Source organism: Mesorhizobium sp. NZP2077, from assembly GCF_013170805.1.
In the GTDB taxonomy this organism is placed as follows: domain Bacteria; phylum Pseudomonadota; class Alphaproteobacteria; order Rhizobiales; family Rhizobiaceae; genus Mesorhizobium.
In genome coordinates this window covers 2,372,744-2,398,609 of the sequence record NZ_CP051293.1, presented here as the reverse complement: position 1 = coordinate 2,398,609, position 25,866 = coordinate 2,372,744, and the positions used below count along the sequence as shown (strand labels likewise).

Below are 25,866 nucleotides of genomic sequence, written 5' to 3'. Positions count from 1 at the left end.
CGTGTTGGATTTTCCAGTGGTCGACAAAGAAATTGCGGGCATCGCACCGGACTTCCGGGCGATCAGCATTCTTGTTGATGCCAACGGCACAAAGAAGGGACGAGTTGATCCCAACATCTTGTTGAGCGCTTGCGATTACGTGTGCTCTGGTGGTCCGGAGTGGAGGGATGCGCACCTGGCCAGCTGGGGTGACGTATACAGCCGGTTCGGAGCAAAGCCAAACCGGACGCCGTGCTCCGCGCAGGCATTGAAGAGACGTGTGGAGAAGGATGGCTGCATTCCATCGATCAACCCCGTCGTCGACCTTTACAACGCAGTGAGCCTGCGTTTCGCAGTACCGGTAGGGGGTGAAAACTTCGATGCGTATGTTGGAAGTCCGCGGCTGACGGTTGCCGACGGAACGGAGCCTTTCGACACTTTTGCGAATGGCGATGCGATCGTCGAAAGCCCATCCAAGGGGGAAGTCATCTGGCGCGACGACGTGGGCGCTACATGTCGGCGCTGGAATTGGCGGCAGGGCACGCGCACCCGCTTGGAAACCGTGGGCGGCCGGATGTGGTTCATTTTGGAAAGCTTGGCAACGATGCCGGAGGAAGCGCTCGAGGAGGCGGGCAAGATGCTCGTGAGCGGTCTAATCGAGCTGGCGCCAGGGTGTGAGGTCTATAAACAGAAAATCAGCCAGTGGACGTGACTTGCGATGTCTCGATGTCGCACAAGCGGCGGTTTGTGCGAACGGCTCCTTCCACTGACCAGCCGCGAAATGATTCCGCCGCCTGCGCAGGAGCGGGCGCCCTAGGATATGCTCCCGGTCTACGAGCCCCTCCTCCTGGTAACGGTGTTTTACATCGGCCTGACCTTTGTCATCACGCAGGTCTTCCAGAAGCTGGAAAACGCGGTGCCGGTTCGACGTTAGCCGCACTTGAGCAATCAACCCAAAAAGCAGAGGCCAACAATGTCGAGACCAGACAAACACGAACTGTCCACGCTCTCCTTCAATACGCTGTCGGTGCATGGCGGCAATGAGATCGACAAGACGTCCGGAGCGATCCGCACGCCGATCGTCATGGCCAATTCCTATCTCCTTCCTGAAGACCCTTCCACGATGGACTGGTCCGATACCGAGACACCGTCCTACACGCGCAATTCGGGCCACAATCAGATCTGCCTGCAGCGCAAGCTTGCCGCGCTGGAAGGCGGCCAGGATGCCGCCGTCTTCGCGACCGGCGTTGCCGCCCTACATGCCGTATTCTTCACTTTCCTGAAAAGCGGAGACCATGTGATCGTCGGCGACGTCACCTACGAGGCGGTTTGGCGGCTCTTTTCCGAACTCCTGCCGCAGCGCTACAAGATTGAAGCCACCTTCGTCGACATGGACGACATGGAGGCCGTCAGAGCCGCCGTGCGGCCGAACACCAAACTGATCCACACCGAAACGATTGCAAACCCGACTACAAAGGTTGCCGATATCGCAACGCTGGTGTCGGTCGCCAAGCAAGCTGGCACGCTGTTGTCGGTCGACTCGACCTTCACCCCTCCCCCCTTCTTCCGGCCGCTAACCTTGGGCGCAGACCTCGTTATCCATTCGCTGACCAAGTACATCAACGGCCATGGCGACGCGATGGGCGGCGTGGTGATCGGCTCCAAGGAGCTCGTCCATCACATCAAGGCAGACGCGCTTGTCGACCTTGGCGGGACGATATCGCCATTCAACGCCTGGCTGATCGTGCGCGGCTCGGTCACGCTACCCCTGCGCCTGAAGCAGCAGTACGCATCGGCCGAGGCCGTCGCCCACTATCTGTCGACAGACAAGCGCGTCGCCTACGTCACCTATCCCGGGCTCGAGAACCATGACCAGCACGCGCTGGCGAAAAGCCAGTTCGCCGGCAAGGGCTACGGCGCGGTCATGGCTTTCGCGGTCGAAGGCGATCCCGACACGCAGAACCGGTTCGTTGCCAATCTGAAGGTAATCACTTCCGCCGTTTCGCTTGGTCACGACGAAACCCTGATCGTGCATGTCGGCGGCAGCGGCCGTGGCGGATCCGATCGTTACCCGGCGAGCTTCCAGAAGTATGGGCATCTGCGTCTTTCGATCGGCCTCGAGGACACCGAGGATCTGATCGCCGACATCAGACACGCGCTTGATGAGACGTTCGGCGCATCCTGAGAGTCATCGAAGCTCTGGATCGTCTCAGGTGAATTGCCCCTCGCGGGCAATTCACATCGCTTCTCTTCAACGCGCCCCGCGCGGCGGATCAGCAGTCCGCCAGGAGGATACCATGCACTGGATAATTCTGTTCGGCGCCGGCCTGCTTGAGATCGTCTGGGCGTATTTTATGAAGAGGTCGGACGGAGATCCCAAAACGTTCGCACTGCCGATCGATGTGGCCGCTCACTCAAAGATCGAGCCTGAGCACACCTTTCGCGCGAGACACGCACGGGATAAACCGGCTGTCCCGGGCCTGCCTAGTCAGAACAGCATCGCGGTGGATCGGCTGGCCTTCCAGCATTCCGCATTCACAGGTTCCGCAAACGCCGTTCTCGCACGAAGCCATGAGCAGCACGCCCGCCCCTCGCAGTGCTGCGAGCGCGGTCGTATCGGCTGCGACGGGGACCGATGTCCCATCGCGCAGTGTGATCGTGAAAGGTTCGGGTGGTGCAGCATCGTGCTCGGGCGGCTGAAAAGCCTCGAAATGCACCGTGCCTGCCGGCCAGTGGGCGCTTGCCCGGTCGACGGCAGCCCTGAAACCAGGTGGCCCGCAATAGTAGAGCTGTGGGTCGGACGAACGCGTCGACAGCAAGGTTTGAAGATCCTGCCGGGTTTCGGGCTCATCGTCGAAATGCAGCCGCACATTGGCTGGGTCGAGGGCGCTTTGAATTTCCGACAAGAGCGGCGTAAGCGCTCTGGCACGCGTGAAGTAGTGCAGTTCGTACCGTCTGCCCCGCCTCTCCAGCGCCCGCGCCATTGCCAGGATCGGCGTGATCCCGATACCTCCCGCCAAAAGCAGGGCCGGCCCACCACTTTTGCCGAGGGGGAAATGATTGCGCGGAGCGGAGACCGGCAGTGTGAATCCAGGGCAAACAGTCTGGTGGATCCAGCTCGATCCGCCGCGGCCTGTCTGCTCGAACTTCACCGCAATCGTGTAGCGGCTCAAATCGCCCGGGTCGCCGCAAAGCGAATACTGGCGCACCTTCCCGTCGGCCAAATGGACATCCACATGGGAACCAGGTTCGAACGGCGGCAGCAACGGTTTGCGCGGGTGCTTCAAATCGATGACGAGGACGTCGCCGGGCTCCTTGCGGATGGCGGTTACGGTCAACTTCATGATGATACGGGGCGCGGCCATGCAGGTTCACTCATACATTGGAAGGATCGGATCGCCGGGGCGGATCACGCCGCCGATCTCGATTGCACAATTCAGACCGGAACGGTTCAACAGACCCTCGTAGAGGCCGGGAATGCCAAGCAGCTCTTCGATGTACTTGCAGGGGAAGTTCATCCGCGCGGCCCGCAGCACGGTCTCGCCAACGCGGAAACGCTTGCCTACGAGGTGGCCGAGCGGCACGCCCCGGGTGGTCAAGTTTCGTCGATGGTCTTCCGGCTCGAGCCTCGCTTTGAAGCCCGGGATCTTTGGCTCACCTGCGGCGATCGCGTCCAGGACTTCGACCTCGATCAGCGTCACCTCGCGAACGTCCAATTTCGGGGAGTAAGTTCCCGTTCCCAGAAAATATCGATCTCCCACGATGCCGCGACCAGGAACAAGCTGTGCCTGGGTCAATTCCTCCATCTCGTAGGAGGCCGCCGGCGCGACGTGGATGTGGAGCAGCGTTCCATTCCACGTCATGCTTCGCCCTCCAAGACCGCCATCGCGGCGCCCAGCTTCCGGCCGGATGCGAGGATCTGATCGAGATGTGCGTTTGCCATGTTTGCTTCCACGCTCCAGGGATAGCGTTGCCGGCATCACGCTGTGCCCGGACACTGGCCCGACAGACAGAGCCAGTTTTGCCGAGTCTTGCTAATCCAGTGGACGATACCGTGTTGGGTTCGGCGGCAGCGCCGGTCAGGCGCTGTCGCTGTCATCCCTGCCGAGCTTGTTGCTCAACTGAGCGGGCAAGCCCTTGCTTACCCGTTGGACAACGCCGGCGAGCAGCCGGACACCGTTCTCGATCTGCCGGATGGTCAAGGCGGAATAGCCCATCACCAGTCCGATACGGTCGCAGCGGCGTTCGTCGGTTTCGTGAGCATAGAGCGGCGATATCGGATGGACGCCCACGCCGGCCCGTCGCGCCTCGTCAACAAAAACGTCTTCCAATGACCGAGTGAGATCCTTGAACCAGACGACGACATGCAGCCCGGCGTCGGCACCCTCGATCACGATGCGGTCGGCGAAGGCGCGCCGAAGGGCGGCAAGCAAGGTTCCTCTTCGCTCGCCGTTGAGACGGCGGACACGGCGCACGTGGCTTTCATATCCGCCGCTCTCAATGAGCGAGGCCAGCGCCTCCTGCTCCGCAACCGGGCAATGCCTGTCAAGAAGCTGCTTGGCCGTCGCAAAGACGCCTTGCAATTCCGGCGGAACCACGAGGTAGCCGATGCGAAGCATCGGCGACAGCGTCTTGGAGATCGTGCCGAGATAGATGACGGAACTCCGGTCTTCCAGCTTGTGCAGAGGGGGAACCGGACGAATGTCGTAGCGGTACTCGCCATCGTAGTCGTCTTCGATCACGTAGGCGTCGCTGCGCCGGGACCATTCGAGGAGCTGATACCGCCGCGAGATCGGCAACACACCGCCCAGTGGGAACTGATGCGACGGTGTCACATAGGCCAGCCGCGCCGTGATCCCTTCAAGAAGCTCCGTCTTCATGCCGTCGCTATCGACGGCGACAGAGACAGGTGTCGCCCCTGTGCTGGCAAACACCTGGCGCGCCATTCTGTAGCACGGGTCCTCGATGACGAAGTTGTCTGAAGGATCAAGCAGCAAGCGGGCGCACATATCGAGACCCTGCTGCGATCCGCTTACGACGAGGATCTGCTCGACCTCGCAGCTTAGCGTTCGAGCCCGCCACAAATATCCCTGCAGAGCCTGGCGCAAGCGAGGCGACCCGCGTGGATCGTCATAGGCCAGCCTTCCTGGCCGTTGTGACATTGCCGCGTTCATTGCGCGCTTCCAAGTCAGCGCCGGGAAATCAGATGGCGCAAGGTCGCCATAACGGAAATCGACCTTCAACCGGTTGGGCAGATAATCGGGCCATGGCGGGCTGCCACGCAGTCGCTCGCCGTAGCTGGAAAGATGGACCGGGCCAGTCCGTTTTGGGGCCGCGCTGCTGGCCTCGCGAGGAACCAGGGAAGCAGCAACGCGAGGCCGTGCGCCTTGGTTGACCTCAATGAAGCCTTCCGCGGCCAGCTGCTCGTAGGCGACGGTGACGGTCGTTCGCGAAACGCCGAGGTCATTTGCGAGGCCGCGAGACGACGGCAGCTGACTGCCGGTTTCATAGACACCGCTCAAGATCTGCTCGCGAAGCGCTTCGTAGATCTGGCGCGCGCCCAGACCCGGCGCGTGACCCGTCGACACGGCACTGGAAGACTGGACCATTTGTTTCATCGCCAACTGGACGTTACATCCAAGCCAGTTTGCCGGCAATCTTCTTAAGAACCAAAAGGATTTCAAAACATCGATGCCCCGCACCACAGACCAATCCGAAACCGGGGCACCGACGCCGTCCCCTCACGATGCCGATTTCGCATTCGCCACCCGGGCCATCCACCATGGCTATGATCCGGCGGGCTTTTCCAATGCCGTTCAGCCGCCGGTGTTTCTGACCTCGACCTATGGGTTCGAAAGTGTGGAAGCAAACGAGGCCGCGGCAGCGCTTGGCGGAAGGCTTTACGCACGCGAATACAACCCGACGACCGAAATCCTCGAAAAACGGCTCGCCAATCTCGAAGGAGCCGAAGCCGGGCTGGTCGTTGCTTCGGGGATGGCGGCTTTCGGCACGCTGATCCTGTCGCTGCTGTCGCAAGGCGACGAACTCATCGTCCACAAGACGCTTTATGCCAACACGCTCGCCATGGTCGAACAGGCGGTGCCGCGGTTTGGCATCAAGGTCGTTGCGGTCGATCTATCCGTACCAAGCAATCTCAAAGGCGCCATAACTGACAGGACCAGGCTTGTCTTCTTCGAGACGCCGGTCAACCCGCTGAGCCGCATCCTCGACATTGCGGCCATTGCCGAACACGCCCATGCGCGCGGCGTGAAGGTCGCGGTCGACAGCACCTTTGCCTCGCCCGCGCTACAGCGTCCTTTGGAACACGGGGCCGACATCGTGATCCACTCGCTGACCAAGTATATCAATGGCCACGGCGATGCTCTGGGCGGGGCGATCCTCGGTGATGCGAAAACACTTCACACCCTGCACGAAACGGGCTTGCGCTATATTACCGGTGCAGCGCTCTCGCCGATGTCAGCGTTCCTGATCTTGCGCGGGCTGAAAACGCTCACCCTGCGTATGGACCGTCACAGCGCCTCCGCCCTTGCGGTCGCGCAGGCACTCGAAGCGCATCCGGCCGTGGCCTGGGTAAGCTATCCATTTCTCGACTCTCATCCCGATCAGGTGATCGCGCGCAGACAGATGTCGCAGGGCTCGGGCATAATGGCTTTCGGCCTGCGCGCAGGCTATGAGGGCGCTCGCCAGATGATGAACCGGCTCAAGCTGATCACTCGTGCAGTCAGCCTCGGCGACGCCGACAGCCTCATCTATCATCCTGCGAGCCTGGCCCGCGCGCGCAAGGCAATCCGCAAGGATGCGCATCTGGCCGATGGTGTCGGCGAAGACCTGATGCGCCTGTCGGTGGGGCTCGAAGACGCCGCCGACCTGATTGCGGATCTGCGGCAGGGGCTGGACGCGGTCTGATGCCGAGCGCCGCAACCAATCAGACGATGGGAGCTTGAACATGGCCTTCTTGAGCGGCCTTTGCGCCTTCCCGATCACGCCTACCGACAGTGACGGGCGGGTCGATACCGCAGCGCTGCGCCAGCTGATTGCACGGCTTTGCACAGCAAAGGTGGATTCCATCGGGCTTCTTGGCAGCACCGGCACTTACATGTATCTGTCGCGACAGCAGCGACGCCGGACCCTTTCCGAGGCGCTGGACGAGACTGGCGGAGGTATCCCGGTCATCGTAGGGGTCGGCGCATTGCGCACCGACGAGGCGATAAAACACGCAAGAGACGCAAAGGCCCTCGGCGCGGCCGCAGGCTTGCTCGCAGCCGTCTCTTATGCCCCGCTCACCGATGACGAGGTGTTCGAGCATTTCTCGTCGGTCGCGCGCAGAAGCGGACTGCCGATCGTCATCTACGACAATCCTGGAACGACGCATTTTCGCTTTACACCCGCGCTCGTCGCACGTCTGGCGCAGGTGCCTGGGATCGTGGCCATCAAGAACCCGACCGACGGGGGCGATGCGATCCTGGGCCATCTGCAGGATCAGAGGCAAATCGTGCCAAAAGGATTCTCGATCGGTTACAGCGGCGACTGGAACGCCACACAAGCCATGATTGCCGGCGCCGACACCTGGTACAGTGTGCTGGGCGGCATCTTGCCCGAACCTTGCATGGGGATCGTCAGGGCCGCCCAACAGGGCGACCACGCGCAAGGCCGTCGCATCGACGCCACGCTGGCCCCGCTATGGGAACTCTTCAAGACGTATTCGAGCCTTCGTGTGGTCTATACGCTCGCTGAAGTCCTCGACATCTGCCGTGCCGCACCCCCGCTTCCGATCATGCCGCTTCCCATCGCGGCGAAGCACCAGGTCGCCGACGCACTGGCACGTCTGCGAACAGCTGCCGTGTCGTGAGCCGCGAACTTCGAGATCATTGAAAGAACCGACCATGTATGTCCCGCTGCACAACGAAGAGCCCAGCCGAGAGGTTCTTTTTGATCTGATCCAGAACACCGCACTTGGTGTGCTGATCACCCATGGACCAGGTGGACTCGACGCCAATCACATCCCCTTCGAGCTCGACAACTCGGCAGGAAAATTCGCCACGCTGCGATGTCACGTCGCGCGCAGCAATCCGGTCTGGCAGGACGTATCGAGCGGCGATGAGGTCCTCGTCGTGTTCCGGGCCGCCGACGCCTACATTTCTCCCCAGTGGTATCCCAGCAAGCACGAGTTCCATAAACAGGTCCCGACCTGGAACTACCTGGTCGCACATGCGCACGGACGGATCACCGTTCACGACGATGAGCGCTTTGTGCGTCGGAACGTGGCCAAACTGACCCATCGGCATGAGTCAATCCAGCCCGTCCCATGGAAGATGGGGGATGCGCCGAGAGACTTTATTGACACGCTGGTCAAGGAGATCGTGGGACTGGAGATCGAGATTACGCATCTGGTTGGCAAGGCCAAGTTGAGCCAGACCAAAGAGCCGCGCGATATTCGCAATGCTGGCGAAGTGCTCGTCGCACGGGGCGACACGGGCGTCGGTCAGGCGATGCTGGCAGCCGCTGCTCGCAAGTCCGAACAGGGTTGAAGTCCCCAGCCATCAGCTCCGAGGCCGGCTCCCCCGGCAGGGCAGGAGCTTGATCGCGATCTGACCGGTCTCAAGCCGGTCAAGCAGCGTATCCGCGAGACGGCGGCGCTCTTGCTGGTCGGGCGCGCGCGCAGCCGCCTGGGCCTGTCGACCCACACGCCGACGTTGCATATGAGCTTTACGGGCAATCCAGGCACCGGCAAGACGACGGTGGCGCTCAGGATGGCAAATCTGCTCCATCGGCTTGGGTACGTGCGCAAGGGCCATCTCGTCTCGGTAACGCGCGACGACCTCGTCGGCCAGTATATCGGCCATACCGCGCCGAAGACGAAGGAGGTGCTGAAGAAGGCGATGGGGGGGCGTGTTGTTCATCGACGAAGCCTACTATCTCTACCGTCCCGACAACGAGCGCGACTATGGCCAGGAAGCCATCGAAATCCTCCTGCAGGTGATGGAGAACCAGCGGGACGACCTCGTCGTCATCCTCGCCGGCTATGGGGACCGGATGGAGCGCTTCTATCAGTCCAACCCGGGATTTCGATCGCGCATCGCGCACCACATCGACTTCCCGGACTATGAGGACGCAGGGCCCTCTTGCGTTCAGGGCTTGCCGTAGTCGTCAGAAAACGTCAAGGGCGCGCGAGCTGGCGCCAGCCAGCGGCACAGATAGATCAGACTGAATGAAGCAACAGCCAGGCTCGACGCAAGCAACAGCAGCAGCGCGAGTGAAATGTCCGCGAGCGATCCCGCAACCGCAGTAGCGATCGCCGATCCAAGCCAAGAAGCCGCCTGTAGCCAGCCATAGGCCTTTGCATGTTGAGAGGGCTGGGTGACCCGAGAAACCTCCGATGTCAGAAAAGCAATGGTCGGCGCTACCGCAAGTCCACTCATCACGAGGATGATGGAAAAGAGAGGCAGGTTCGATGTCACCAAGCCTGCCATAGCGATGCTCGCAACTGATGGAACCGGAAGGAGCAACAAGCGAATCCGCTCGATATCTCGAAAACGACTGAGCATCAGCCCGCCGACCAAAGAAGCGCCTGCCCATGCCGTTAGAAGCAGCGCCGCTACCGTTCGGTCATCAATCCGTGCAACAACGGCAACCTCGATGCATGCGAGCATACCGTAGGCTGCGGCTCCTGAGAAAATCAACGCCTGGGTCAGCCAGTTGAGATTCGTATTGCCCCGCCTCGGACCTTCGTCAGGATGCTCCGATTTACGTTCGATGCCATGCCCGACGTGCGCAAAAGTCAGCGAAACCAAACCGAGTAACGCCGCGCAAGAAATCGTGGGCCCAAGCTGCCCTACAAAATTCGAGGCGGCTACGACCAAGGGCGCAATAACAAATGCCGAGCTCGCCAAAGCTGCCTCTGCGTCAAATGCAACGGAGCGCCGATCAGCGTCGAGTAGACCCGCAAGGAGAGCACGCGCCTGTGCTGTGATAGGCGGCAGTGAGGCGCCGGCGATCGTGGAAACAAGCACAGCAGAGAGCGGGCCGCTGACAATGCCGATCCCGACATGGCTCGCAAAGCTGACAATACCCAATAGCAGAAACGTTGGACGCCAACCAATATTCTTTACGATCGCAATCCAGAGCGGTTGGCTGAGGGCACCCGCAAAGGTCCAACCGGTCAGAGCAAACGAGGCGACCGCAAGTGAGAGTTTGTCAGCTAGCGTGACGAGGATCGCGAGCGGTCCCATGCTCGTCGCGACACGATAGGCCATTGTTACTGCCAAAATCGCCAGGACATTTCTAGGTAGGCTCGCCATGTTTCCTAACACTACCCATGTCTAGGCGATTATCTTAGGCTGCCACAGAAAGGCTATCTTTTCAGCTCGGTCAAGCAAGGCGGTGGCCAAAGGTGTGAGGCCGACGGACGACTTTTCTCATGCCTTGACAGCAATGAGCGGACCTCCCGAAACCCAATTCGAGACATGGCGAGGCCTGTCGGTGCGGCGTATGCAATCCAACTTCCCGTGGCTGTCCGCGCGACGTGCCGAACCTTCGCCCTGGTGCCGGGCGCTCAATGCCTAACTTTCCTTTGCGAGCATTGAGCTCAAAGGATAGTCCCGCCACGCGGGTCGAGGCAGAACCAAATTATTTGCCAAGTCACACCTCTCCCCCGATTGCATTTCGGCCCATAACCTTGGTCGCAGCAGGTAGTGTACCGTCGACACGCGGTTGTACCAAACGGCACCTGAATCTAGACACCTGCTCACGCACCACACCGCAACCGTAGTGGCCGCTTAACTGGAACAGGCATTTCCCGGATCTTCAGTTCGCCATGATGAGGGCGTCGGTGACGAGCTGGGCCGTCATCTCGGCCTTCATCGACCAGCCGACGACGCGGCGCGATAGCAGGTCGACGACTGCATTTGCTTCATGGACCACACATCAGGCGCTTCGCCTGAGCGATGACCGGATCGAGCGTCACATAGTTGTTCGACACATAACGTTCCTGCCATTTCAGAGGGTAGTTCGACACCGCTCGCCCATCCGATACGCGCACGCTGAAAATGGGCAAAATGCTCGAAACCGGAATTCGTGGCGAATTCCTGCAGGGCGGTTTTGATCGAGCGCTCATCCCGAGCGAGCTCCATCGCGTCGATCAAACGATCAAGATGATTGCCTAGGACGCGTTCTGCTTTTGCTGGCAACATCAAACCTCCTCGTATTGTTGCGTGCCTATGCTCGCACCTCGCTCGGGCTAGCAGTGGGTGATCGTCGTGAACCTCTCCGCCGCGAAGTGTGCCGCACCAATCGCGGAAGAGCATTCACCTTTTCGGATGGCATCGAAGAACGCTCCCTTCTTGGTATTTCGTCGATCGATTGTGGCAATGCTTTTATGCCGAGCGAGCACGCGATGTCGCTCGTCGTCCTGGATTGACAGGATTCCGGTGCGCTGATCGTGATGCTCGGCAATCAACTTGCGCGTCCCGCCGGCTTGGCAATCTCGAGCAGACGAGACTCACTCAAAACACCAGCTTCTTTCAAAATAGGATAGGCGATCGCCGCTATGTGGGCGTTGATACGCTTAAGATCACGCAGGATGTCGAGGTGCAGCGCACTAGTCTGGAGACTTTCGATCTGCCCGTCGCGAAGCCGATTAAGATGGTTGTCCGCTGACCGCTTCTCGAGATAGCGGATATCGACTTTCGCCTCGACCAGCCGGCGGGCGAGCTTTGCGTCGCCTGACACGAGGATGCTCTGGGCGATGCGCAGGTTCGCGATCGTGACTGCGTAAACCTCCTCGATCTCTGCCGCTCCTGGGGCCGAGAAGGTCAGCTGGTTTCTGATCTTTTTCACGACGAGATCATGCAAGTTCTTTTCTATGATATCGCCGATGTGCTCGAGATTGATGGCGTAGGAGACGATCTCGGCCGAGCGATGTGCCTCGTCTTCGTCGAGATCTGTCCGATTGAGGTTGGAGAGATAGAGCTTTACTTGCTCGTGCAAGCGATCGACTTCGTCATCCATAGCGGCGATGTCGGCGCAGAGCTTGGTGTCGTTCCGACGCAGCGCTTCCAGATTTTTTTGCAGCATGTCCGTCACGTTGTCGCCGATGCGCAACGTTTCTCGGACTGCACCAGCAAGCGCCATTGCTGGATTGCTGAGACTCGCCTGATCGAGATGGCCAGGACCGCCCTGAATCGGCACTTCCGGCAGCAACCGGCGCATCGCCCACGAAACGGCACCGAGTAGTGGCAGCATGATTGCAGCGAGCAGCAAGTTTAATCCGATGTGTGCGTCGACAACGAGTTGCGCCGGCTCCAAGGCGAAGCCGGAGAGCGCGGAAGCCGCCTGATCGGCGAAGGGCAACACGATCACGCAGCCAATCAGCCGGACGGCGAGATTGCCGATGGTCACCCGCCGTGCCAGCGGACCGTCTCCCATCGTGGCGATCACAGGAGGGACAGCGCCGCCAAGATTGGCGCCGAGAACCAGAGCGATGCCGAGAGCGGGTCCAACCGTTCCGCTGGCAGCCAGTGACATAACGAGAAGGACGATGGCGAGGCTGGAGGACGAGGCGATTGGCAGCACGGCCGCGACCACGACCGCCAGCGCCGGCACTGCATCCAGTGAGGCCATTAGCGCGCGCAGCACCTCAGACTGCCGCATCGGCTCGGTCGATTGGCCAAGCAGATGAAGCGACAACAGCATCAGCCCCAGCCCCAGCACCGCGCGGGCGATCCCCTTGTGCGGCCTGGCTTCGCTGAACGTGAACATGACGACACCGGCTGCAATCATCAGCGGCGCGAGCCAGTGGATGTCGAAGGCCAGAATCCGCGTGACCAGGCTGGTGCCGACATTGGCACCGAGCATGATCGCCTGCGCCATGGCCGAACTTATGAAGCCGCTGCCGGCGAATGAAGCTGTCATGAGCGCGGTGGCCGTGCTGCTCTGCAACGCCATGGTGGCGGCAAGGCCGACGCCGAAAGCCATCAGCCGGTTGCGAGTGGCGGCGGCGATCCAGCGGCGCAGTCGGGCGCCAAATGCCCGGCTCACGCCGGTCTTGACCATGCGTATACCCCACAGCAGAAGTGCAACTGCGCCGATGAGGTCAATCATGGGGGTCCTTCCCACGTATATGCACTGGCGAGATCCCGGAATTTGGAAGCGCTGACATCAGCGCTTCCAGTCCAACACGATCTTGCCGGAGTTACCGCTTTGCATGGCTTGGAAGCCAAGCTCGTAGTCGCTTATAGGCAGGCGATGTGTGATCACCTTGCGCACGTCGAGGCCGCTCTGCAGCATCGCCAGCATCTTGTGCCAGGTCTCGAACATCTCACGCCCGTAGATGCCCTTGACCGTCAGCATCTTGAACACGACCTTGGTCCAGTCGACCGGAGCCGGCCTTGCCGGGATGCCGAGCATTGCGATCTTGCCGCCCATGACGAGATGCTCGACCATTTGGTCGAAGGCCGCTGGTGCGCCGCTCATTTCCAGGCCGATATCGAAGCCTTCCTTCATGCCAAGCTTGGCCTTGACGGAGCTTAGGTCCTCCTTCGACACATCGACCGGCACGACGTCGGCGACCTCGGCCGCGAGCGCAAGCCGCATCGGATTGATGTCGGTGATAACCACATGCCGCGCGCCAACATGCCTGGCCACCGCCGCACTCATGATGCCGATCGGACCGGCACCGGTCACGAGGACATCCTCGCCAACCAGATCGAAGGACAATGCGGTATGGACCGCATTGCCGAGTGGATCGAGGATGGCGCCGATCTCGTCGTCGATCGTGTCGGGGAGAGGCACGACGTTGAACGCCGGCAGCCTGAGATATTCTGCGAAGGCGCCGGGAATGTTGACGCCGATCCCCTTGGTTTCGGGATCGAGATGGAATCGGCCTCCGCGGGCTGCACGACTGTTCATCCCGATGACGTGGCCCTCGCCCGAGACACGCTGGCCGATGGGGAGATTGCGAACGTTTGATCCCGTTTCGACGATCTCGCCGGCATACTCATGCCCGACTACCATGGGGACGGGAACCGTGCGCCGCGCCCATTCGTCCCAAGCATAGATATGTATGTCGGTTCCGCAGATCCCCGTCTTGTTGATCTTGATCAGGACGTCGTCCGGTCCGATCGGGGGTACCGGCTGATCATCGAGCCAGAGGCCGGGTTCGGCCATTGCCTTGACAAGCGCTCGCATCAAAATACCCCTCTCAATCATCAAATTATCCCGATCGCCCCGCCGGCATCCTTGAAGGCATCTAGGGCGAAGTCGACGTCCGTTTCGGTGAGCGCCGCCGACATCTGTGTCCTGATCCGGGCCTTGCCCTTGGGAACGACGGGAAAGAAGAAGGCCGCGACATAGACGCCGCGCTCGTCGAGCGCTGCCGCCATCTGTTGGGCGAGCCGCGCGTCATGGAGCATGACCGGAATGATTGGCGTCTCGCCAGGAAGCAACTCGAAGCCCGCACTAGCGAGCTTGGACCGGAACCGGACGGCGTGAGAGGAAAGAATCTGTCGCCGATCATCGGCCTGCCTTGCGATCTCGATCGCCTTGATCGAACCGGCTGCGATTGCAGGGGCGAGACTGTTCGAGAACAGATAGGGCCGGGCGCGCTGGCGAAGCAGATCGATGATCGGCTGCGCAGCCGCAACAAAACCACCCATCGCGCCACCCAGGCTCTTGCCCAGCGTTCCCGTCACAATGTCGACGCGCGGCCCGACGCCGGTCAGCGCCGGTGTGCCCCGGCCCGCCTCGCCAATGTGCCCCGTCGCGTGGCAATCGTCGACCATGACGAGCGCGCCATAGCGCTCGGCGAGATCGCAGATCGCCGGCAGGTTGGCGACATAGCCATCCATAGAGAAGACGCCATCGGTGACGATCAGCTTGAACCGGGCGCCATCGGCGGCAGCCTCCTTGAGCCGATCCTCAAGCTCGTTCATGTCGCTGTTTAAAAAGCGATAACGCTTTGCCCTGCTGAGACGCACGCCATCGATAATCGAAGCGTGGTTCAGCGAATCTGAAATGATTGCGTCCTCCGCTCCCAGCAGTACCTCGAAAATGCCGCCATTGGCATCGAAGCAAGCGGCAAACAGGATCGCGTCGTCCTTGCCTAGGTAGTGTGCGATCGTCTGTTCAAGCTCGCGATGCAAGGTCTGCGTGCCGCAGATGAACCGAACCGACGCCATTCCGAAGCCGAATTTATCAAGACCTACTTTGGCGGCCGCCACGATTTCCGGATGGTTCGCTAGGCCTAGATAGTTGTTGGCGCAGAGATTGATAACGTCGCGGGTTCCTGCAGGCAACGTCACATCTATGCGGCCGTGCTGGGGACCGGCGATCAACCGTTCCCGTTTGTAGAGGCCCTCGGCTTCGATTGTCGCGAGGGTTTCGTTCAAATGTCTCAGGAAGGTCGCAGCCACACCGTCACCAAATTCCGTTATAAGGGAATTAATCCATTATACAGGAATGATGTCAAGCGATAGTGGAAATTCATTATCTGTAGAGCAAAACCATCAAGCCCTTGGCAGCGGTCTTTGACGTATTTCGTATCCGATGGGGCACGTCAGCCGGGTATCGCGCGGTCTCACCGGTCTTGAGGATTTTGGTCACGCCACCACTCGTGACCTCGAAGCCTCCGGTGAACGCAGTGAGATGTTCGAATGCACGTGGTGCGTGCGCGGAGCTTTCGAGACACCCACCCGGAGCAATCTCGACCTCATACCACTCCGTGTCGCCCGCTAGGCGGGGCGGACTCAGAATACGAAGATGGCATGATCCGTCAGCATTCTTGATCTCCGGCGTGTGAGGCGCCGTGATAACTTCGACGGTGTCGGTATTCGAACCAGCTGAGGTTCCTTCCACAAGATCCGAAATCTCGATCTTGAGCGCGCGCGTCAGGCCCCAGAGCACCGCAAATGTCGGATTCGCCTGGCCACGTTCGATTTGAGAAAGCATCGACTTTGAAACGCCAGACAGCATCGCCAGCTGCTCAAGCGTCAGGCCGGAGTCTTTTCGTCGGCGTTGTACATTTGGACCAATTAGCGGCGGGGCGGATGATTCTGACATTCATATCGTATAGCCAATTTCCAGTATAACGGAAAGGCCTTCTGCTTGATGCACGATTGCTCACTTATCTTTCGAGCGAATGTCAGCCACACGCTACTTGGGTAGCTGCTCAGAAATCTCCTCCGCAATGATTTGAGCAGCGGCAGCTGAGAGCGTCCACCCTAGGTGCCCATGACCGGTGTTGTAGAAAATGCCGGGACTGCGCCCGACACCGATTCTTGGCACCATGTTCGGTAGGGCGCAGCCAGCCCAAGATATAACGGCGCTGGTGTCCACGTCTGGGAAAATCGGTAGGATAGAAGGCTCCCAAGTGCCGGCCCCAAATCACCGCTTCGCCAATTCGGAAAGCCTGTTTGTGAGTATTCAACCTAATTAAGCGCCGCTGATGACGGCGAGCGCTTCGACCAGTCGGGCGACCTCCGCCTCAGTCGTGTAGAGAGCGGGCGACACACGGATGCACTGGCCGGCCGCTACACCGGCGCGGCACACCGTCAGAACCTTGAACTCATCGCGCAGTTTCGCCACCAGAGCGTTGTTGTCGTCCTTCGTCCCCTTGCTCTTGACGCGGAACGAGGTGATGCCGGCATGCATGCTCTGGTCGTCGGGCGTCAGGATTTCGTAGGTTTCCATCGCCCGGACCGGCCCAACCCACTGGTTGCGCAAATAGGTTAGCCTCGTGTTCTTGGACGCAGCCCCGATCTTCTCGTGCAAGTCGAGCGCCGCGGGTACGCTGAGGGCGGCGGCGAAGTTCAGCGTTCCGGTGTGGATGCGCGAGCGGATGTCGTCTGCCGGCCAGTCCTGGTCGCCCATATGGATGTCGATATCGGCCAGCCGACCTTTTTTGATGTAGAAGAAACCCATCCCGACGGGTGCACCTATCCATTTGTGCAGATTGAAGCCGACGAAATCGGCGCCGAGATCGGTTGCGTTGAAGGATATCTGTCCCCAGGAATGCGCCGCGTCGACGATTGTGTCGACGCCCCTTTCCCGCGCCATGTCGGTGATCTCGCGGGTCGGCATCACCAGCCCGGTCCGGTGCGAAAGATGCGTCAGAAGCAGCAGTTTCGCCTTGGGCGTCTGGTCGAGAACCTCCTTGTAGGTTTCGAGAACCGCCTCGCGGGTGACCGGTTCGGGGATGGAAAAGGTCTTCACCTCGACGCCGCGCCGGTCCTTCAGCATGGCCATCGCATATTGCATCGAATCGTAGTCGAGGTCGCAATAGAGAACCGCATCGCCAGGCTGCAGCTTGTTGTAGCCGGTGATCAGGACCTGCAGGGCTTCGGTGGCGCCGCGCGTCAGCGCGACCTCCTCCGGCAGCGCGCCGACAGCGGCAGCGACGCGCGTACGGACATTCTCGAAATCGGTTCCGAAGGCGCTGCGGTGATAGAGCGAATTTTGCCGGTTCACTCGCTGCGTGTTCTCCAGGTAAACCTCCAGCACCGGCCGTGCCATAATACCCCAATAGCCGTTCTCCAGATTGGCGATCGATCGGTCCACGTCGTAGAGGTCTCGCACGGCCGCCCAGTACCCGTCGTCGGTCGCCAAATTCGACGTATCCGCTGTGGGAAGGGCGACGGTTTCCGCCGCTGCGGTCCGCAGGGTTGCCGCTCCTGCCGCTGCGATCATGCTGCCCATGAGAAAGTTGCGCCGCAGTGTCATATCCGTCTCCTGCGATCCGTCGTTTGTTGTTGATGGCGCGTGTCTACCGAGGCTTTGCCACAGGCCGTTGAAGCGCGCGGACATGGCCCGGCGCCGGCCTTGGACGTGTGCATGGGTGCGGGCTGCCAATCGCTATGACCATTCCCTACTTTCCACTCAAGGGCGGTGGTGCCGGCCTGATGCGTCCAGATGGATTTAGCGATGTCGTCCTATGCCGAAAAGCGTCTCGTACCACGCGGCGCGCGTATTCGCGCGCGGAAGAAGCAGCCGCCAATGACCTGGCGCACTTTCGTGTCGTGACGCCAAACTGGGGCCCTTGAACATCAAAACTCTCCCAAAACAATCGAAGGGATCCTTGCGATGCTGTCGGTAACCAAACGTTGCAAGAGATCCCATTATTCGGCTCGCATCACAAACATGCTCTTGGGGTCTATCGAAATATCAACGTCCTGGCCGCGCGACGGCGGGGAGGAGAGCTGCGTATTAAACGTGTCAATAGTGATTGTCTCATTGCCAACGATCAGGCGAACCCGAATTACAGAGCCATAAAAGCCAACCCCCGTAACCTTGCCTCTCAGTATGGCATCTCCTTTGCGGGCGCCAAAGCGTATTGCTTCTGGCCGAACTGCCAGTGAGAGATGGTCACCCCGCGCTAAACCCTGCGGAAGTTCCAGATTTTTGAGAGTCGCGGTTGCGACCTCCACCGACCCGCTCGCAGGGTCCAATAACGTTGCCTTGAGGACAGAAAGCGTTCCAACGAATGATGCGACGAAACGCGTGGCCGGACGATTGTAGATTTCAAGTGGTGTGCCAAACTGCTCAACCCTTCCGCTGTTCATGACCGCAACCCGGTCAGACATCGACAATGCCTCTTCCTGGTCGTGTGTCACAAAAAGCGTGGTGATGCCGAGTTCAGTTTGGATCTCTCGAATCTGTTCACGCAAAGAAAGACGAATCTTTGCATCAAGTGCCGAGAGCGGTTCATCAAGCAAGAGCATCGCTGGTTTCTTTGCCAACGCTCGTGCCAAAGCCACGCGCTGTTGCTGGCCACCCGAAAGCTCATACGGAAAACGCCGCTCCAATCCTGTCAAGCCGACGAGTTCTAACATTTCAGCAACACGCCTTTGAATGTCTCGATCTGCCATGGCCGCGATTTTGAGACCAAAGCCGACGTTGGCGGCAGCCGACATATTCGGAAACAACGCGTAAGATTGGAATACCATTCCGAGGTTGCGCTGATCTGGGCGCAACCTGGAAACATCTCTCCCATCAATCAGAATTCGGCCAGTTGTCGGATACTCAAATCCTGCAATCATACGCAAGACCGTAGTCTTTCCGCAGCCGGATGGGCCAAGAACCGAAATGAATTCGCCTTTCCGTACTTCAAGATCTAGATTGCGAACGACTTCATGCCCCCCGAACCGTTTGATGACCCCGGAAAGGTGAAGAGCGGCATTTGCTTTGGCGGAGGACGCGACCAGATTCATTTACTCTCTCTTCGCACAGGAGGGGAAAAGCGCGCCAAAATTTGGACCAGTCCCATGGCGGTCCAGGTAATGAAGAATGACAGAATGACCAATGCCGCCGGTTCATAGGCCTTTGCGACCCCAACTCTCTGGATGTAGGGGCCAAAGGCAGGCCTCGTGAGAAGACTCGCCATTACGAACTCACTGATTACAACGGCGAAAGTCAGGAACGCACCAGACAGCACAGAAACCATTATATTGGGTAGAATTATGCGGGTGATAATAGTGATTGGTCTGGCGCCAAGAATTGTTGCGGCTTCAGTGAGCACGCGGGCATTGATTGCTTGGAGGCCGGTATCAACAGCTCGGTACAGATACGGAAGCGCTAGCGTCACGTAACCACATATCAACAATATATCTGACCCGCGAGACGTTCCTGTAAGAGGAATCAGCGATGAAGAGGAGAACATCCGCACATAACCGAATACCAATATTATCGGCGGAACGATCAGCGGCAGCAGCACGATAAACTCGACGACCGGCCTAAGCCATGGCAGGCGCAGGCGTACCAAATATACGGTTGGCACGACGAGAACAGTACCTACGAAGATTGTGCACAACGCGATGAGCGCCGAATAACTGAAACTCGAAATGAAATCCGGATCGGCGAAGACGTAACGGTAGGCATCGAGACTATAGCCGTCGCGCCTTAGGCTAAGCGAGAACTTTGCTGTACTGATCAATGGCATCAGGAAGAAAGCAACACCTAAGGACAGACAGATCCAGCGAAGAAGATGCATGGTTTTTATCATCGGAGCCACCGTTCAGCGCGGGTGCGGAGGACGAGATAGATGGCGTTGGCAAATGCCATGACGATGATCATGCCAAGCGCCAATGCAGCACCGAGGTTCTCGTTGTGCAGGACGTCACCACGGATCTGCGCATAGAGCAGAATCGGCACGATGTTCACCGCGTAACCGGTGAGGGCATAGGCTGTGGCAATTGCCCCAAACGAGTTCGCGAAAAGGAGCGCTAGTGTCCCAAGGAGGCTGGGCCACAAGATCGGCAGGCCGATATGTCGCCAATACTGCCAAGAGCTGGCGCCAAGGATTGACGCAGCTTCGCGCCAGTCTCTCCGCAAGCCATCAATGGCTGGCATCATGATCGTAACCGTGATCGGGATCTGGAAAAAGAGATAGGTGACTGTTAGCCCCCAGAAGCTGGCCAGATCGAAGCCAGCGGCATAAATATCTATGCCAAAGGCCGCCTTGATTGCTGCGGTGACCAATCCGAGACGTCCAAGTGTTGCGACGAACGCAAAGGCGAGCGGAACGCCGGAGAAGTTCGAAGCGACGCCACAGAATGTCATCACGATAGAACGGACCTGAGTGCTGCCTATACCGCGCCCGACGTTTAGAGCAAGGCCGAGGCCAATTACTGCACCAAGCACGGCTGACGCTGCAGAGAGCCTTATAGACTCGGCAAACGCCCCCGTGACCTCAGGCGTGTTGAGGTCAGCGAAATTCCCGAACGTCAGGTGCCCCTGCTGATCGACAAACGCGTTGGCGATCAGCGCAACTGTTGGCGCGACCATCATCACGAGAGCGAAGATGAAAAACGGCGCGACGCCGATCAGCGCGGACCAATCCAATCGTCGTAACGCCGAAGCTCGCTGCGTGATAGGAAGCTCGCTGGGTTTGGAAATTCCCAACTCAGCGACTTCCTTCTCCGACAGGGACACCTCAGTTCTTCTTGGCATTCGCATTGATGGTCGTTGTCCAGCTTTCAGCGACAATCTTGCCGGCTTCGATCAGATCCTGAAGCTCCGGGAACACGACTTTATCCCCGGATGGAGGAAGTTTAGCGACCATCTCATCCGTGATTGAGCCTGCCTTCCGCATTTGGTCGAAACGGATCGGATGGCAGAGACCGTGCAGAAATCCGATCTGCCCTTCGTCGGAATACAAGTACTCCATCCAGAGCTTCGCCGCGTTGGGATGAGGCGCATACTTGCTGATCGCCTGGGCGTAAACGCCCGCGACGGTCACCTTGGGGACGATTGTTTCAATGAGAGGATTGCCATGGAAGTTCTCGTTGTAAATGACACCGTTGAAGTCCCAGCGTGTTGTAATCGGCGTTTCGCCTTTGGCAATTGCAGCGGCGTTACCGAAAGTCGGAACGAGATTACCGATTTCATTGAGTTGGCGGTAGAACTCTATACCCGCCTTGGCTGCATCGGCACCCGTTTTCGCGCCAGTGGCCAATCCGGCGGCATAAATGCTCAGGATCGCGTTGTTCGCCGTTCTCGGGTCTGCCGGCACCGAGATGCTTTTCTTGTACATCGGATCGCGGAGATCAGACCAATCAGCAGGGCTTTTCTGGACCACGTCCTTGTTCACAAGGAATGCCAGCACTCCATAATAGTCGCCGTACCAGTGACCCTCCGGATCCTTAACGGCGTCCGGAATCGAATTCCAAGTCTTGACCTTGTACGGCTGCAGTAGTTCGTCCTGCATGGCAGTCGGACCAAACACCATGCCAATGTCGATGACGTCTGGAGCCTGCGGCCCTGTGTTGCCGATGTTGGCCTTGATCGTGGCAAGTTCTTCTCCCGAACCAGCGTTCGGATTCAGTTCATTTACGACGAGGCCGTACTTGTCCTCGAAGCCCTGAATGAGGGCTCCATAACCGCACCAGTCGTGTGAAACGGCAATGACTGTCAATTGACCTTCAGCTTTGGCGGCAGCAACGAGGGCATCGAGGTCCTGTGCCGATGCAGCGGCGGGAAGGACGGCCAGTGCCATTATCGCCACGCCGGCGAGCAGTCCTGCAGTTGTATTCACGCGCATGATTCTCTCTCCTAGTTCTTGATCCCACAAACAGGCTTGGAGGCACCCATATGAGGCCGCCCTTTCGACAGCCAGATTATGGACCTTGCGTAACATCTATGTGACATTATTAGATAATAACTGGTATTTTATGACTTTTAATTTGTCAAGGGGTTTTGCTCGGTCCGCCCCCCTGATTTTCGTCAGCTGCCTTGCCCGCGAAATAGCAATAATTTCAATATCTTATACATTCCAAACGAGATGAGGCGGGAGACTCCAAAGGCCTTCCCCGCCGGGAAGAAGCCCCGATAAAATGATAGGTGGCGTTATGCAATGCGAGGTTTATGGGGACGCGCGGCTTTGACAATGTGAGTTTTTAGGTTCCTTCCCTAGGATAACTTCCCCGATTGAGTCCAGACGGCTACTCCCGCATCCCCATCAATGGATTCCCCGGATTTCATATTTGGGCGCCTATTCTGGGCGTAAGCCGATCTTGAAGCTGCCGTCTTAGGCCAGCCTCTTGGGAAACGGGTGTTTGGCCTCGTTGACACGACAGCATACACAAAATATCATTATTCCTCACGAAAGATACCAGTCTGGCTACGGAGTGCCTCGCGGGATGAACGAAGTTGGAAGCCAACGAATAGGCAGATTGCCTGCTGCTGGTCGGCTGCAGGCAATAACCGAAATGGTCGAGGCTGGATCAAGTATCAGCATTGCCGGGCTAGCAGAGCAGTACTCAGTGTCGATGGAGACCATACGTCGCGATATCGCAGCGTTGGAAAAGGAAGGGCTCGTCTACCGTGTGCACGGTGGCGCCATGCCCGCTGGGCGTTCAGCTACTATCGACATCCGGGTGAATAACCTCAGTCTCGAAAAAGCGTCGATAGGAGCATTGGCGGCGAGGCTGATAGAGAAAGATGAATGGATATTCCTGACGCATGGAAGCACGACGCTCTCAGTTGCCAAAGCGCTTAACGACGGCCCTCCAATTTCCGTGATGACCAACATGCCGGCAATTGCTGAGGCTCTCCACGGTGGAGCAAAGCATCGCGTTGTGTTAACCGGCGGCGAATACAATCACGCCGATGGCACTTTGGGCGGCCAGGCGGTGCTTGAGGCCATTTCCGAGTGCGTGTTCGACACCGCCATTATGGGTACTTACGGAATCAACCCTGTGCATGGGTTGGTCGAGGCCGAGAAATACCACCAGCATCTCAAGCGCCTACTTTGTCAGAGGAGTAGAAGGCGTATCTTTGTTGCTGACCACAGCAAGTTCGGCGCTTCTGGCTCTTACGTTTCCGTTCCCCTATCAGAAATCGGCACCATCGTCACGGACCATGCTCCGCCAAAAGACTTCGTCACCGCTTTCAATGAATCGGGCGTCAAAGTTATCTACCCAAGTAATTTTGGAACTAAACAACATGATCTGTGAAGCGAAAACCGCCATTATTCTTGGCATCGACGGCTTAAGACCGGACATGGTCAATGAATGGACGATGCCCAATCTGACTGAATTGGGACGAAAGGGCACTTGGAGCAAGAACCATAAGACCGTCTTCCCTAGCGAGACACGAGGCGCGTTGACTGCTCTCGTCACTGGAGCAAACGCTGAAGCCAACGGGATTTTCGGTAATCAGTTCTACATTAGAGACACCGACCCCAATCAGATTTTCACTGAAACTACCCACGACTGGTATGCTGCAGACAATCGGCTCAAAGGGCGGTTGGTCACCGCTACATCGCTTGCGAAAATCTTGCGTGACGCACAGAAAAAACTCGCAGTCATAACATCCAGCGGTCCTGGAGCTCTGTCGGCGTTGAATTGGCAAGGTGACAAGTACGGACAAATTGGGTTCAATGTAAAACATCCCCAGACTTCCTTTCCTCATGACTTCGCAGCGAGAGCGCATCGCAATCTAAACATTCCAGCCGGAGGTCTGTCCGTGGACGGCCCGAAAACAGCTCTCAAGTTGTTTCAGAGGGAAGTATGGCCGCACCATCGTCCAGCCGTATCTATCCTGTGGTTCACAGAGGTCGACAGCGCCGCCCATTTGTACGGATTAGGTTCGCCCGAACATTATGACAGGATGCGCCTTTGCGACGAAGTGGTAGGAGAGCTTCTCTCTTGGCATAGCCTTCAACCCGACCGGGACGAAACCAGCATCTTCGTCGTGTCAGACCATGGGCACATCACTATTAGTGGTTTGTTGTCGGTTGCAGAAGAACTGCGAGAGGCCGGCTTTGCCGCAGACTCGTCTTTCGAGGATAATGCTACTGACCTTCTTTTGAGGCCTGGCCGTGCAGCAGGAATCTGGATGCGAAGGTTCGATCCCGTACTTCTCGGGGATGTTTTGAGCTTCATGAGTGAACAAGAATGGTTTGGTGGTGCATTTACTCGTGCCATTGATCCGGGGGGCCCTGACGGTATCTTGGCCAACACGCTGGCGCTCGAACTCATTGGTGCCGGTGGACCCCGCGCGCCAGATTTATGCGTCAATCTTGCAGACGGTCTCGGCGTCAGCGCAGCTGGCATCCGTGGTAGTGCCTACTATGATGCGGGTGACTACGATTTGCGGCTGGGTGGCGGAACACATGGCGGTCTCCACGCTGCCGAGCTTTCGGCCGTTCTCGCCACCTATGGAGCGGGGCAGGCGAAGGGGCTCGTTGCGGATGCGCCAAGCTCGATCACAGATATCGCTCCGACAGTCCTGAGCATATTAGGTATTCCATGCCCAGCATCAATGAGCGGGAGGGTCCTGAGCGAGCTCACTGAAGACAGGTCGATCTTGAGCGAGGTCACCAGTATGAAGATGCGATCGTCGGGAGGCATCAAACCAACCGTTCTCAGCGTCACCAAGTTGGGTGACCGCATGTACCTGAACGAAGGAGGCGTTGAGGGGGCTATGTCGAATGACGTTACGACAGGTGCCCGTGCCGGAGCGGTACAATGACCAACAAAGTCCGTGCGGAGAACATTAGAATACAACTTGAGGTGGATTTCAGAAGTGGCGATTGGGAACACTTCCGTATCAGAGCGCAAGCACCGATGACCTCTCGCCGGATCTACGCGGTCGCTGATATCCACGGCTATGATTTTCAGCTCAACTCCATGGTGAGGAGAATCTCTGAAGATATGGCGGAGGTGCCGGGCGCAAACCCCATCATTATATTTCTTGGCGACTATATTGATCGTGGCCCGAACTCAAAACTCGTGGTCGAAAGACTTTGTGAACTGCGGACGAATGGAATCTTTGACTGTGTTTTATTGAGAGGTAACCATGAGCAATGGCTCATCGATTTCGCACAAGACAGTACCGTTCTTCCTCTCTGGGGTCGAAAAGGAGGTCTGCAGACTCTCTGTTCGTATGGGGTGCCCTTGTCGCAGATTGAAGCAGGCATCAAGAACCCCTTGGTTGCCGAGGATGTCCGTCGTCAATTCTTGAACTTAGTGCCACTGGAACATATGGCGTTCTTTCGTTCTTTACAGAGCCACTTTGAATTTGGTGACTACTTTTTTGCCCACGCGGGTGTTGATCCGGATATCCCGCTCGATCAGCAGACTGATCATGATCTGACTTGGATCCGGTACAAATTCTTGGAGTCAAGAAAGGATTTCGGGAAAGTAGTGGTCCATGGACATACCCCGGCCGAGAACGTGGAAAGCCTGCCGAACAGAATTAACGTTGACACGGAAATTTACACCCGCGGAGTTCTTAATTGCGTAATTCTGGAGGATAGAACTCGCCACCTCCTCAGCGTTAAAGGCGATCATTCAACACACGCCGATTGATGCGGTGGATTGAACAACCTGTTTCGGATCTGTTGCAATGTTTTGGTTGCCGACAGGTATGGCAAGG

24 protein-coding genes and 2 pseudogenes are annotated in these 25,866 nt (G+C 58.4%); 11 read left to right on the top strand and 15 right to left on the bottom strand.

Annotated features, from left to right (window positions below; genetic code table 11):
* Position 1: 1 nt before the first annotated feature.
* The 3 genes and pseudogenes from HGP13_RS11705 (at position 2) to HGP13_RS11700 (ending at position 2,164) form a co-directional block, all read left to right on the top strand.
* Complete coding sequence (locus HGP13_RS11705) at positions 2 to 691, top strand: B3/4 domain-containing protein (RefSeq protein ID WP_172225072.1); 690 nt, start codon at positions 2 to 4, stop codon at positions 689 to 691.
* 105 nt (positions 692 to 796) lie between these two features.
* A pseudogene (locus HGP13_RS37565) lies at positions 797 to 913 on the top strand (nickel permease); the annotation flags it as partial.
* A 39-nt stretch (positions 914 to 952) separates the two neighbouring features.
* A complete protein-coding gene (locus HGP13_RS11700; RefSeq protein WP_172225066.1) occupies positions 953 to 2,164 on the top strand; it encodes an aminotransferase class I/II-fold pyridoxal phosphate-dependent enzyme in 1,212 nt (403 codons plus the stop codon).
* Positions 2,165 to 2,393: 229 nt separating this feature from the next.
* Here HGP13_RS11700 and HGP13_RS11695 read toward each other — a convergent pair whose 3' ends face one another.
* From HGP13_RS11695 to HGP13_RS11685, 3 genes are all read right to left on the bottom strand, one after another.
* On the bottom strand, positions 2,394 to 3,344 hold the full coding sequence (locus HGP13_RS11695) for a PDR/VanB family oxidoreductase (RefSeq protein ID WP_109659093.1): 951 nt from the start codon (positions 3,342 to 3,344) through the stop codon (positions 2,394 to 2,396).
* Between the two features lie 6 nt (positions 3,345 to 3,350).
* On the bottom strand, positions 3,351 to 3,842 hold the full coding sequence (locus tag HGP13_RS11690; protein WP_109659091.1) for an MOSC domain-containing protein: 492 nt from the start codon (positions 3,840 to 3,842) through the stop codon (positions 3,351 to 3,353).
* 216 nt (positions 3,843 to 4,058) lie between these two features.
* The gene (locus HGP13_RS11685) at positions 4,059 to 5,597 is read right to left on the bottom strand and encodes a PLP-dependent aminotransferase family protein (RefSeq protein WP_109661192.1); all 1,539 of its coding nucleotides are present in this window, start codon (positions 5,595 to 5,597) and stop codon (positions 4,059 to 4,061) included.
* A 73-nt stretch (positions 5,598 to 5,670) separates the two neighbouring features.
* On the opposite strand from HGP13_RS11685, the gene HGP13_RS11680 reads away from it, so the two are divergent.
* From HGP13_RS11680 to HGP13_RS11665, 4 genes and pseudogenes are all read left to right on the top strand, one after another.
* Entirely contained in the window at positions 5,671 to 6,906 is a 1,236-nt protein-coding gene (locus HGP13_RS11680) for a PLP-dependent aspartate aminotransferase family protein (RefSeq protein ID WP_109659090.1), read from the top strand.
* A gap of 40 nt (positions 6,907 to 6,946) precedes the next feature.
* On the top strand, positions 6,947 to 7,849 hold the full coding sequence (locus HGP13_RS11675; protein WP_172234674.1) for a dihydrodipicolinate synthase family protein: 903 nt from the start codon (positions 6,947 to 6,949) through the stop codon (positions 7,847 to 7,849).
* A 34-nt stretch (positions 7,850 to 7,883) separates the two neighbouring features.
* A complete protein-coding gene (locus HGP13_RS11670; RefSeq protein WP_109659086.1) occupies positions 7,884 to 8,528 on the top strand; it encodes an FMN-binding negative transcriptional regulator in 645 nt (214 codons plus the stop codon).
* A 45-nt stretch (positions 8,529 to 8,573) separates the two neighbouring features.
* Positions 8,574 to 9,111: pseudogene (locus tag HGP13_RS11665) on the top strand (AAA family ATPase); the annotation flags it as partial.
* A gap of 17 nt (positions 9,112 to 9,128) precedes the next feature.
* Here HGP13_RS11665 and HGP13_RS11660 read toward each other — a convergent pair.
* Positions 9,129 to 10,253 (bottom strand): hypothetical protein, encoded by a 1,125-nt coding sequence (locus HGP13_RS11660; protein WP_172225063.1) that lies wholly within the window; start codon positions 10,251 to 10,253, stop codon positions 9,129 to 9,131.
* A 603-nt stretch (positions 10,254 to 10,856) separates the two neighbouring features.
* Positions 10,857 to 11,189 (bottom strand): hypothetical protein, encoded by a 333-nt coding sequence (locus HGP13_RS37810; protein ID WP_245951705.1) that lies wholly within the window; start codon positions 11,187 to 11,189, stop codon positions 10,857 to 10,859.
* On the opposite strand from HGP13_RS37810, the gene HGP13_RS11650 reads away from it, so the two are divergent.
* Positions 11,177 to 11,416, top strand: a complete 240-nt coding sequence (locus HGP13_RS11650) for a hypothetical protein (protein WP_172225060.1) — start codon at positions 11,177 to 11,179, stop codon at positions 11,414 to 11,416. The two genes, HGP13_RS37810 and HGP13_RS11650, sit on opposite strands and share 13 nt — an antisense overlap.
* A gap of 35 nt (positions 11,417 to 11,451) precedes the next feature.
* On the opposite strand, the gene HGP13_RS11645 is transcribed toward HGP13_RS11650, so the two are convergent.
* The 10 genes from HGP13_RS11645 to HGP13_RS11600 all read right to left on the bottom strand — a co-directional run bounded on the left by HGP13_RS11645 (position 11,452) and on the right by HGP13_RS11600 (position 22,027).
* The gene (locus HGP13_RS11645) at positions 11,452 to 13,098 is read right to left on the bottom strand and encodes a Na/Pi cotransporter family protein (protein ID WP_109659078.1); all 1,647 of its coding nucleotides are present in this window, start codon (positions 13,096 to 13,098) and stop codon (positions 11,452 to 11,454) included.
* A 57-nt stretch (positions 13,099 to 13,155) separates the two neighbouring features.
* Positions 13,156 to 14,184, bottom strand: coding sequence for an L-threonine 3-dehydrogenase (tdh, locus tag HGP13_RS11640; RefSeq protein WP_109659076.1), 1,029 nt, complete (start codon positions 14,182 to 14,184; stop codon positions 13,156 to 13,158).
* 20 nt (positions 14,185 to 14,204) lie between these two features.
* A complete protein-coding gene (locus HGP13_RS11635; RefSeq protein WP_109659074.1) occupies positions 14,205 to 15,407 on the bottom strand; it encodes a glycine C-acetyltransferase in 1,203 nt (400 codons plus the stop codon).
* 73 nt (positions 15,408 to 15,480) lie between these two features.
* On the bottom strand, positions 15,481 to 16,053 hold the full coding sequence (locus HGP13_RS11630; protein WP_109659072.1) for an XRE family transcriptional regulator: 573 nt from the start codon (positions 16,051 to 16,053) through the stop codon (positions 15,481 to 15,483).
* Between the two features lie 93 nt (positions 16,054 to 16,146).
* On the bottom strand, positions 16,147 to 16,341 hold the full coding sequence (locus tag HGP13_RS11625; RefSeq protein WP_342770034.1) for an FAD-dependent oxidoreductase: 195 nt from the start codon (positions 16,339 to 16,341) through the stop codon (positions 16,147 to 16,149).
* Between the two features lie 84 nt (positions 16,342 to 16,425).
* Complete coding sequence (locus HGP13_RS11620) at positions 16,426 to 17,712, bottom strand: aminotransferase class V-fold PLP-dependent enzyme (protein ID WP_109659068.1); 1,287 nt, start codon at positions 17,710 to 17,712, stop codon at positions 16,426 to 16,428.
* Positions 17,713 to 18,107: 395 nt separating this feature from the next.
* Positions 18,108 to 19,199 carry an ABC transporter ATP-binding protein gene (locus HGP13_RS11615; RefSeq protein WP_109659066.1) on the bottom strand — a complete coding sequence of 364 codons (1,092 nt, stop codon included), beginning with the start codon at positions 19,197 to 19,199 and terminating at the stop codon, positions 18,108 to 18,110.
* The gene (locus HGP13_RS11610) at positions 19,196 to 19,978 is read right to left on the bottom strand and encodes an ABC transporter permease subunit (RefSeq protein WP_170136690.1); all 783 of its coding nucleotides are present in this window, start codon (positions 19,976 to 19,978) and stop codon (positions 19,196 to 19,198) included. Before HGP13_RS11610 ends, HGP13_RS11615 begins: the two co-directional genes overlap by 4 nt.
* An 8-nt stretch (positions 19,979 to 19,986) precedes the next feature.
* The gene (locus HGP13_RS11605; RefSeq protein WP_245951684.1) at positions 19,987 to 20,775 is read right to left on the bottom strand and encodes an ABC transporter permease subunit; all 789 of its coding nucleotides are present in this window, start codon (positions 20,773 to 20,775) and stop codon (positions 19,987 to 19,989) included.
* A gap of 145 nt (positions 20,776 to 20,920) precedes the next feature.
* Positions 20,921 to 22,027 (bottom strand): ABC transporter substrate-binding protein, encoded by a 1,107-nt coding sequence (locus HGP13_RS11600; protein WP_109659060.1) that lies wholly within the window; start codon positions 22,025 to 22,027, stop codon positions 20,921 to 20,923.
* 598 nt (positions 22,028 to 22,625) lie between these two features.
* Between HGP13_RS11600 and HGP13_RS11595 the strand changes: the two genes are divergently transcribed.
* Genes HGP13_RS11595 through HGP13_RS11585 form a run of 3 tightly spaced genes read left to right on the top strand, consistent with a single transcriptional unit; the run spans position 22,626 to position 25,799 of the window.
* Positions 22,626 to 23,441 carry a DeoR/GlpR family DNA-binding transcription regulator gene (locus HGP13_RS11595; RefSeq protein ID WP_109661190.1) on the top strand — a complete coding sequence of 272 codons (816 nt, stop codon included), beginning with the start codon at positions 22,626 to 22,628 and terminating at the stop codon, positions 23,439 to 23,441.
* Positions 23,431 to 24,960: a nucleotide pyrophosphatase/phosphodiesterase family protein gene (locus tag HGP13_RS11590; RefSeq protein WP_109659058.1), complete on the top strand. Its 1,530-nt coding sequence runs from the start codon at positions 23,431 to 23,433 to the stop codon at positions 24,958 to 24,960. The genes HGP13_RS11595 and HGP13_RS11590 overlap by 11 nt, the downstream gene beginning before the upstream one ends.
* On the top strand, positions 24,957 to 25,799 hold the full coding sequence (locus HGP13_RS11585; protein ID WP_109659056.1) for a metallophosphoesterase: 843 nt from the start codon (positions 24,957 to 24,959) through the stop codon (positions 25,797 to 25,799). The genes HGP13_RS11590 and HGP13_RS11585 overlap by 4 nt, the downstream gene beginning before the upstream one ends.
* The last annotated feature ends 67 nt before the right edge of the window (positions 25,800 to 25,866 follow it).

Bases quoted from the DNA above. Each gene is read 5' to 3' on its own strand.
- HGP13_RS11600 (WP_109659060.1), bottom strand. From the start codon at position 22,027: ATGCGCGTGAATACAACTGCAGGACTGCTCGCCGGCGTGGCGATAATG.
- HGP13_RS37810 (WP_245951705.1), bottom strand. From the start codon at position 11,189: ATGTTGCCAGCAAAAGCAGAACGCGTCCTAGGCAATCATCTTGATCGT.
- HGP13_RS11675 (WP_172234674.1), top strand. From the start codon at position 6,947: ATGGCCTTCTTGAGCGGCCTTTGCGCCTTCCCGATCACGCCTACCGAC.
- HGP13_RS11630 (WP_109659072.1), bottom strand. From the start codon at position 16,053: ATGTCAGAATCATCCGCCCCGCCGCTAATTGGTCCAAATGTACAACGC.
- HGP13_RS11590 (WP_109659058.1), top strand. From the start codon at position 23,431: ATGATCTGTGAAGCGAAAACCGCCATTATTCTTGGCATCGACGGCTTA.
- HGP13_RS11595 (WP_109661190.1), top strand. From the start codon at position 22,626: ATGAACGAAGTTGGAAGCCAACGAATAGGCAGATTGCCTGCTGCTGGT.
- HGP13_RS11620 (WP_109659068.1), bottom strand. From the start codon at position 17,712: ATGACACTGCGGCGCAACTTTCTCATGGGCAGCATGATCGCAGCGGCA.
- HGP13_RS11685 (WP_109661192.1), bottom strand. From the start codon at position 5,597: ATGAAACAAATGGTCCAGTCTTCCAGTGCCGTGTCGACGGGTCACGCG.
- HGP13_RS11645 (WP_109659078.1), bottom strand. From the start codon at position 13,098: ATGATTGACCTCATCGGCGCAGTTGCACTTCTGCTGTGGGGTATACGC.
- HGP13_RS11610 (WP_170136690.1), bottom strand. From the start codon at position 19,978: ATGCATCTTCTTCGCTGGATCTGTCTGTCCTTAGGTGTTGCTTTCTTC.
- HGP13_RS11585 (WP_109659056.1), top strand. From the start codon at position 24,957: ATGACCAACAAAGTCCGTGCGGAGAACATTAGAATACAACTTGAGGTG.
- HGP13_RS11670 (WP_109659086.1), top strand. From the start codon at position 7,884: ATGTATGTCCCGCTGCACAACGAAGAGCCCAGCCGAGAGGTTCTTTTT.
- HGP13_RS11615 (WP_109659066.1), bottom strand. From the start codon at position 19,199: ATGAATCTGGTCGCGTCCTCCGCCAAAGCAAATGCCGCTCTTCACCTT.
- HGP13_RS11700 (WP_172225066.1), top strand. From the start codon at position 953: ATGTCGAGACCAGACAAACACGAACTGTCCACGCTCTCCTTCAATACG.
- HGP13_RS11695 (WP_109659093.1), bottom strand. From the start codon at position 3,344: ATGGCCGCGCCCCGTATCATCATGAAGTTGACCGTAACCGCCATCCGC.
- tdh (WP_109659076.1), bottom strand. From the start codon at position 14,184: ATGCGAGCGCTTGTCAAGGCAATGGCCGAACCCGGCCTCTGGCTCGAT.
- HGP13_RS11660 (WP_172225063.1), bottom strand. From the start codon at position 10,253: ATGGCCTATCGTGTCGCGACGAGCATGGGACCGCTCGCGATCCTCGTC.
- HGP13_RS11680 (WP_109659090.1), top strand. From the start codon at position 5,671: ATGCCCCGCACCACAGACCAATCCGAAACCGGGGCACCGACGCCGTCC.
- HGP13_RS11690 (WP_109659091.1), bottom strand. From the start codon at position 3,842: ATGACGTGGAATGGAACGCTGCTCCACATCCACGTCGCGCCGGCGGCC.
- HGP13_RS11605 (WP_245951684.1), bottom strand. From the start codon at position 20,775: ATGATGGTCGCGCCAACAGTTGCGCTGATCGCCAACGCGTTTGTCGAT.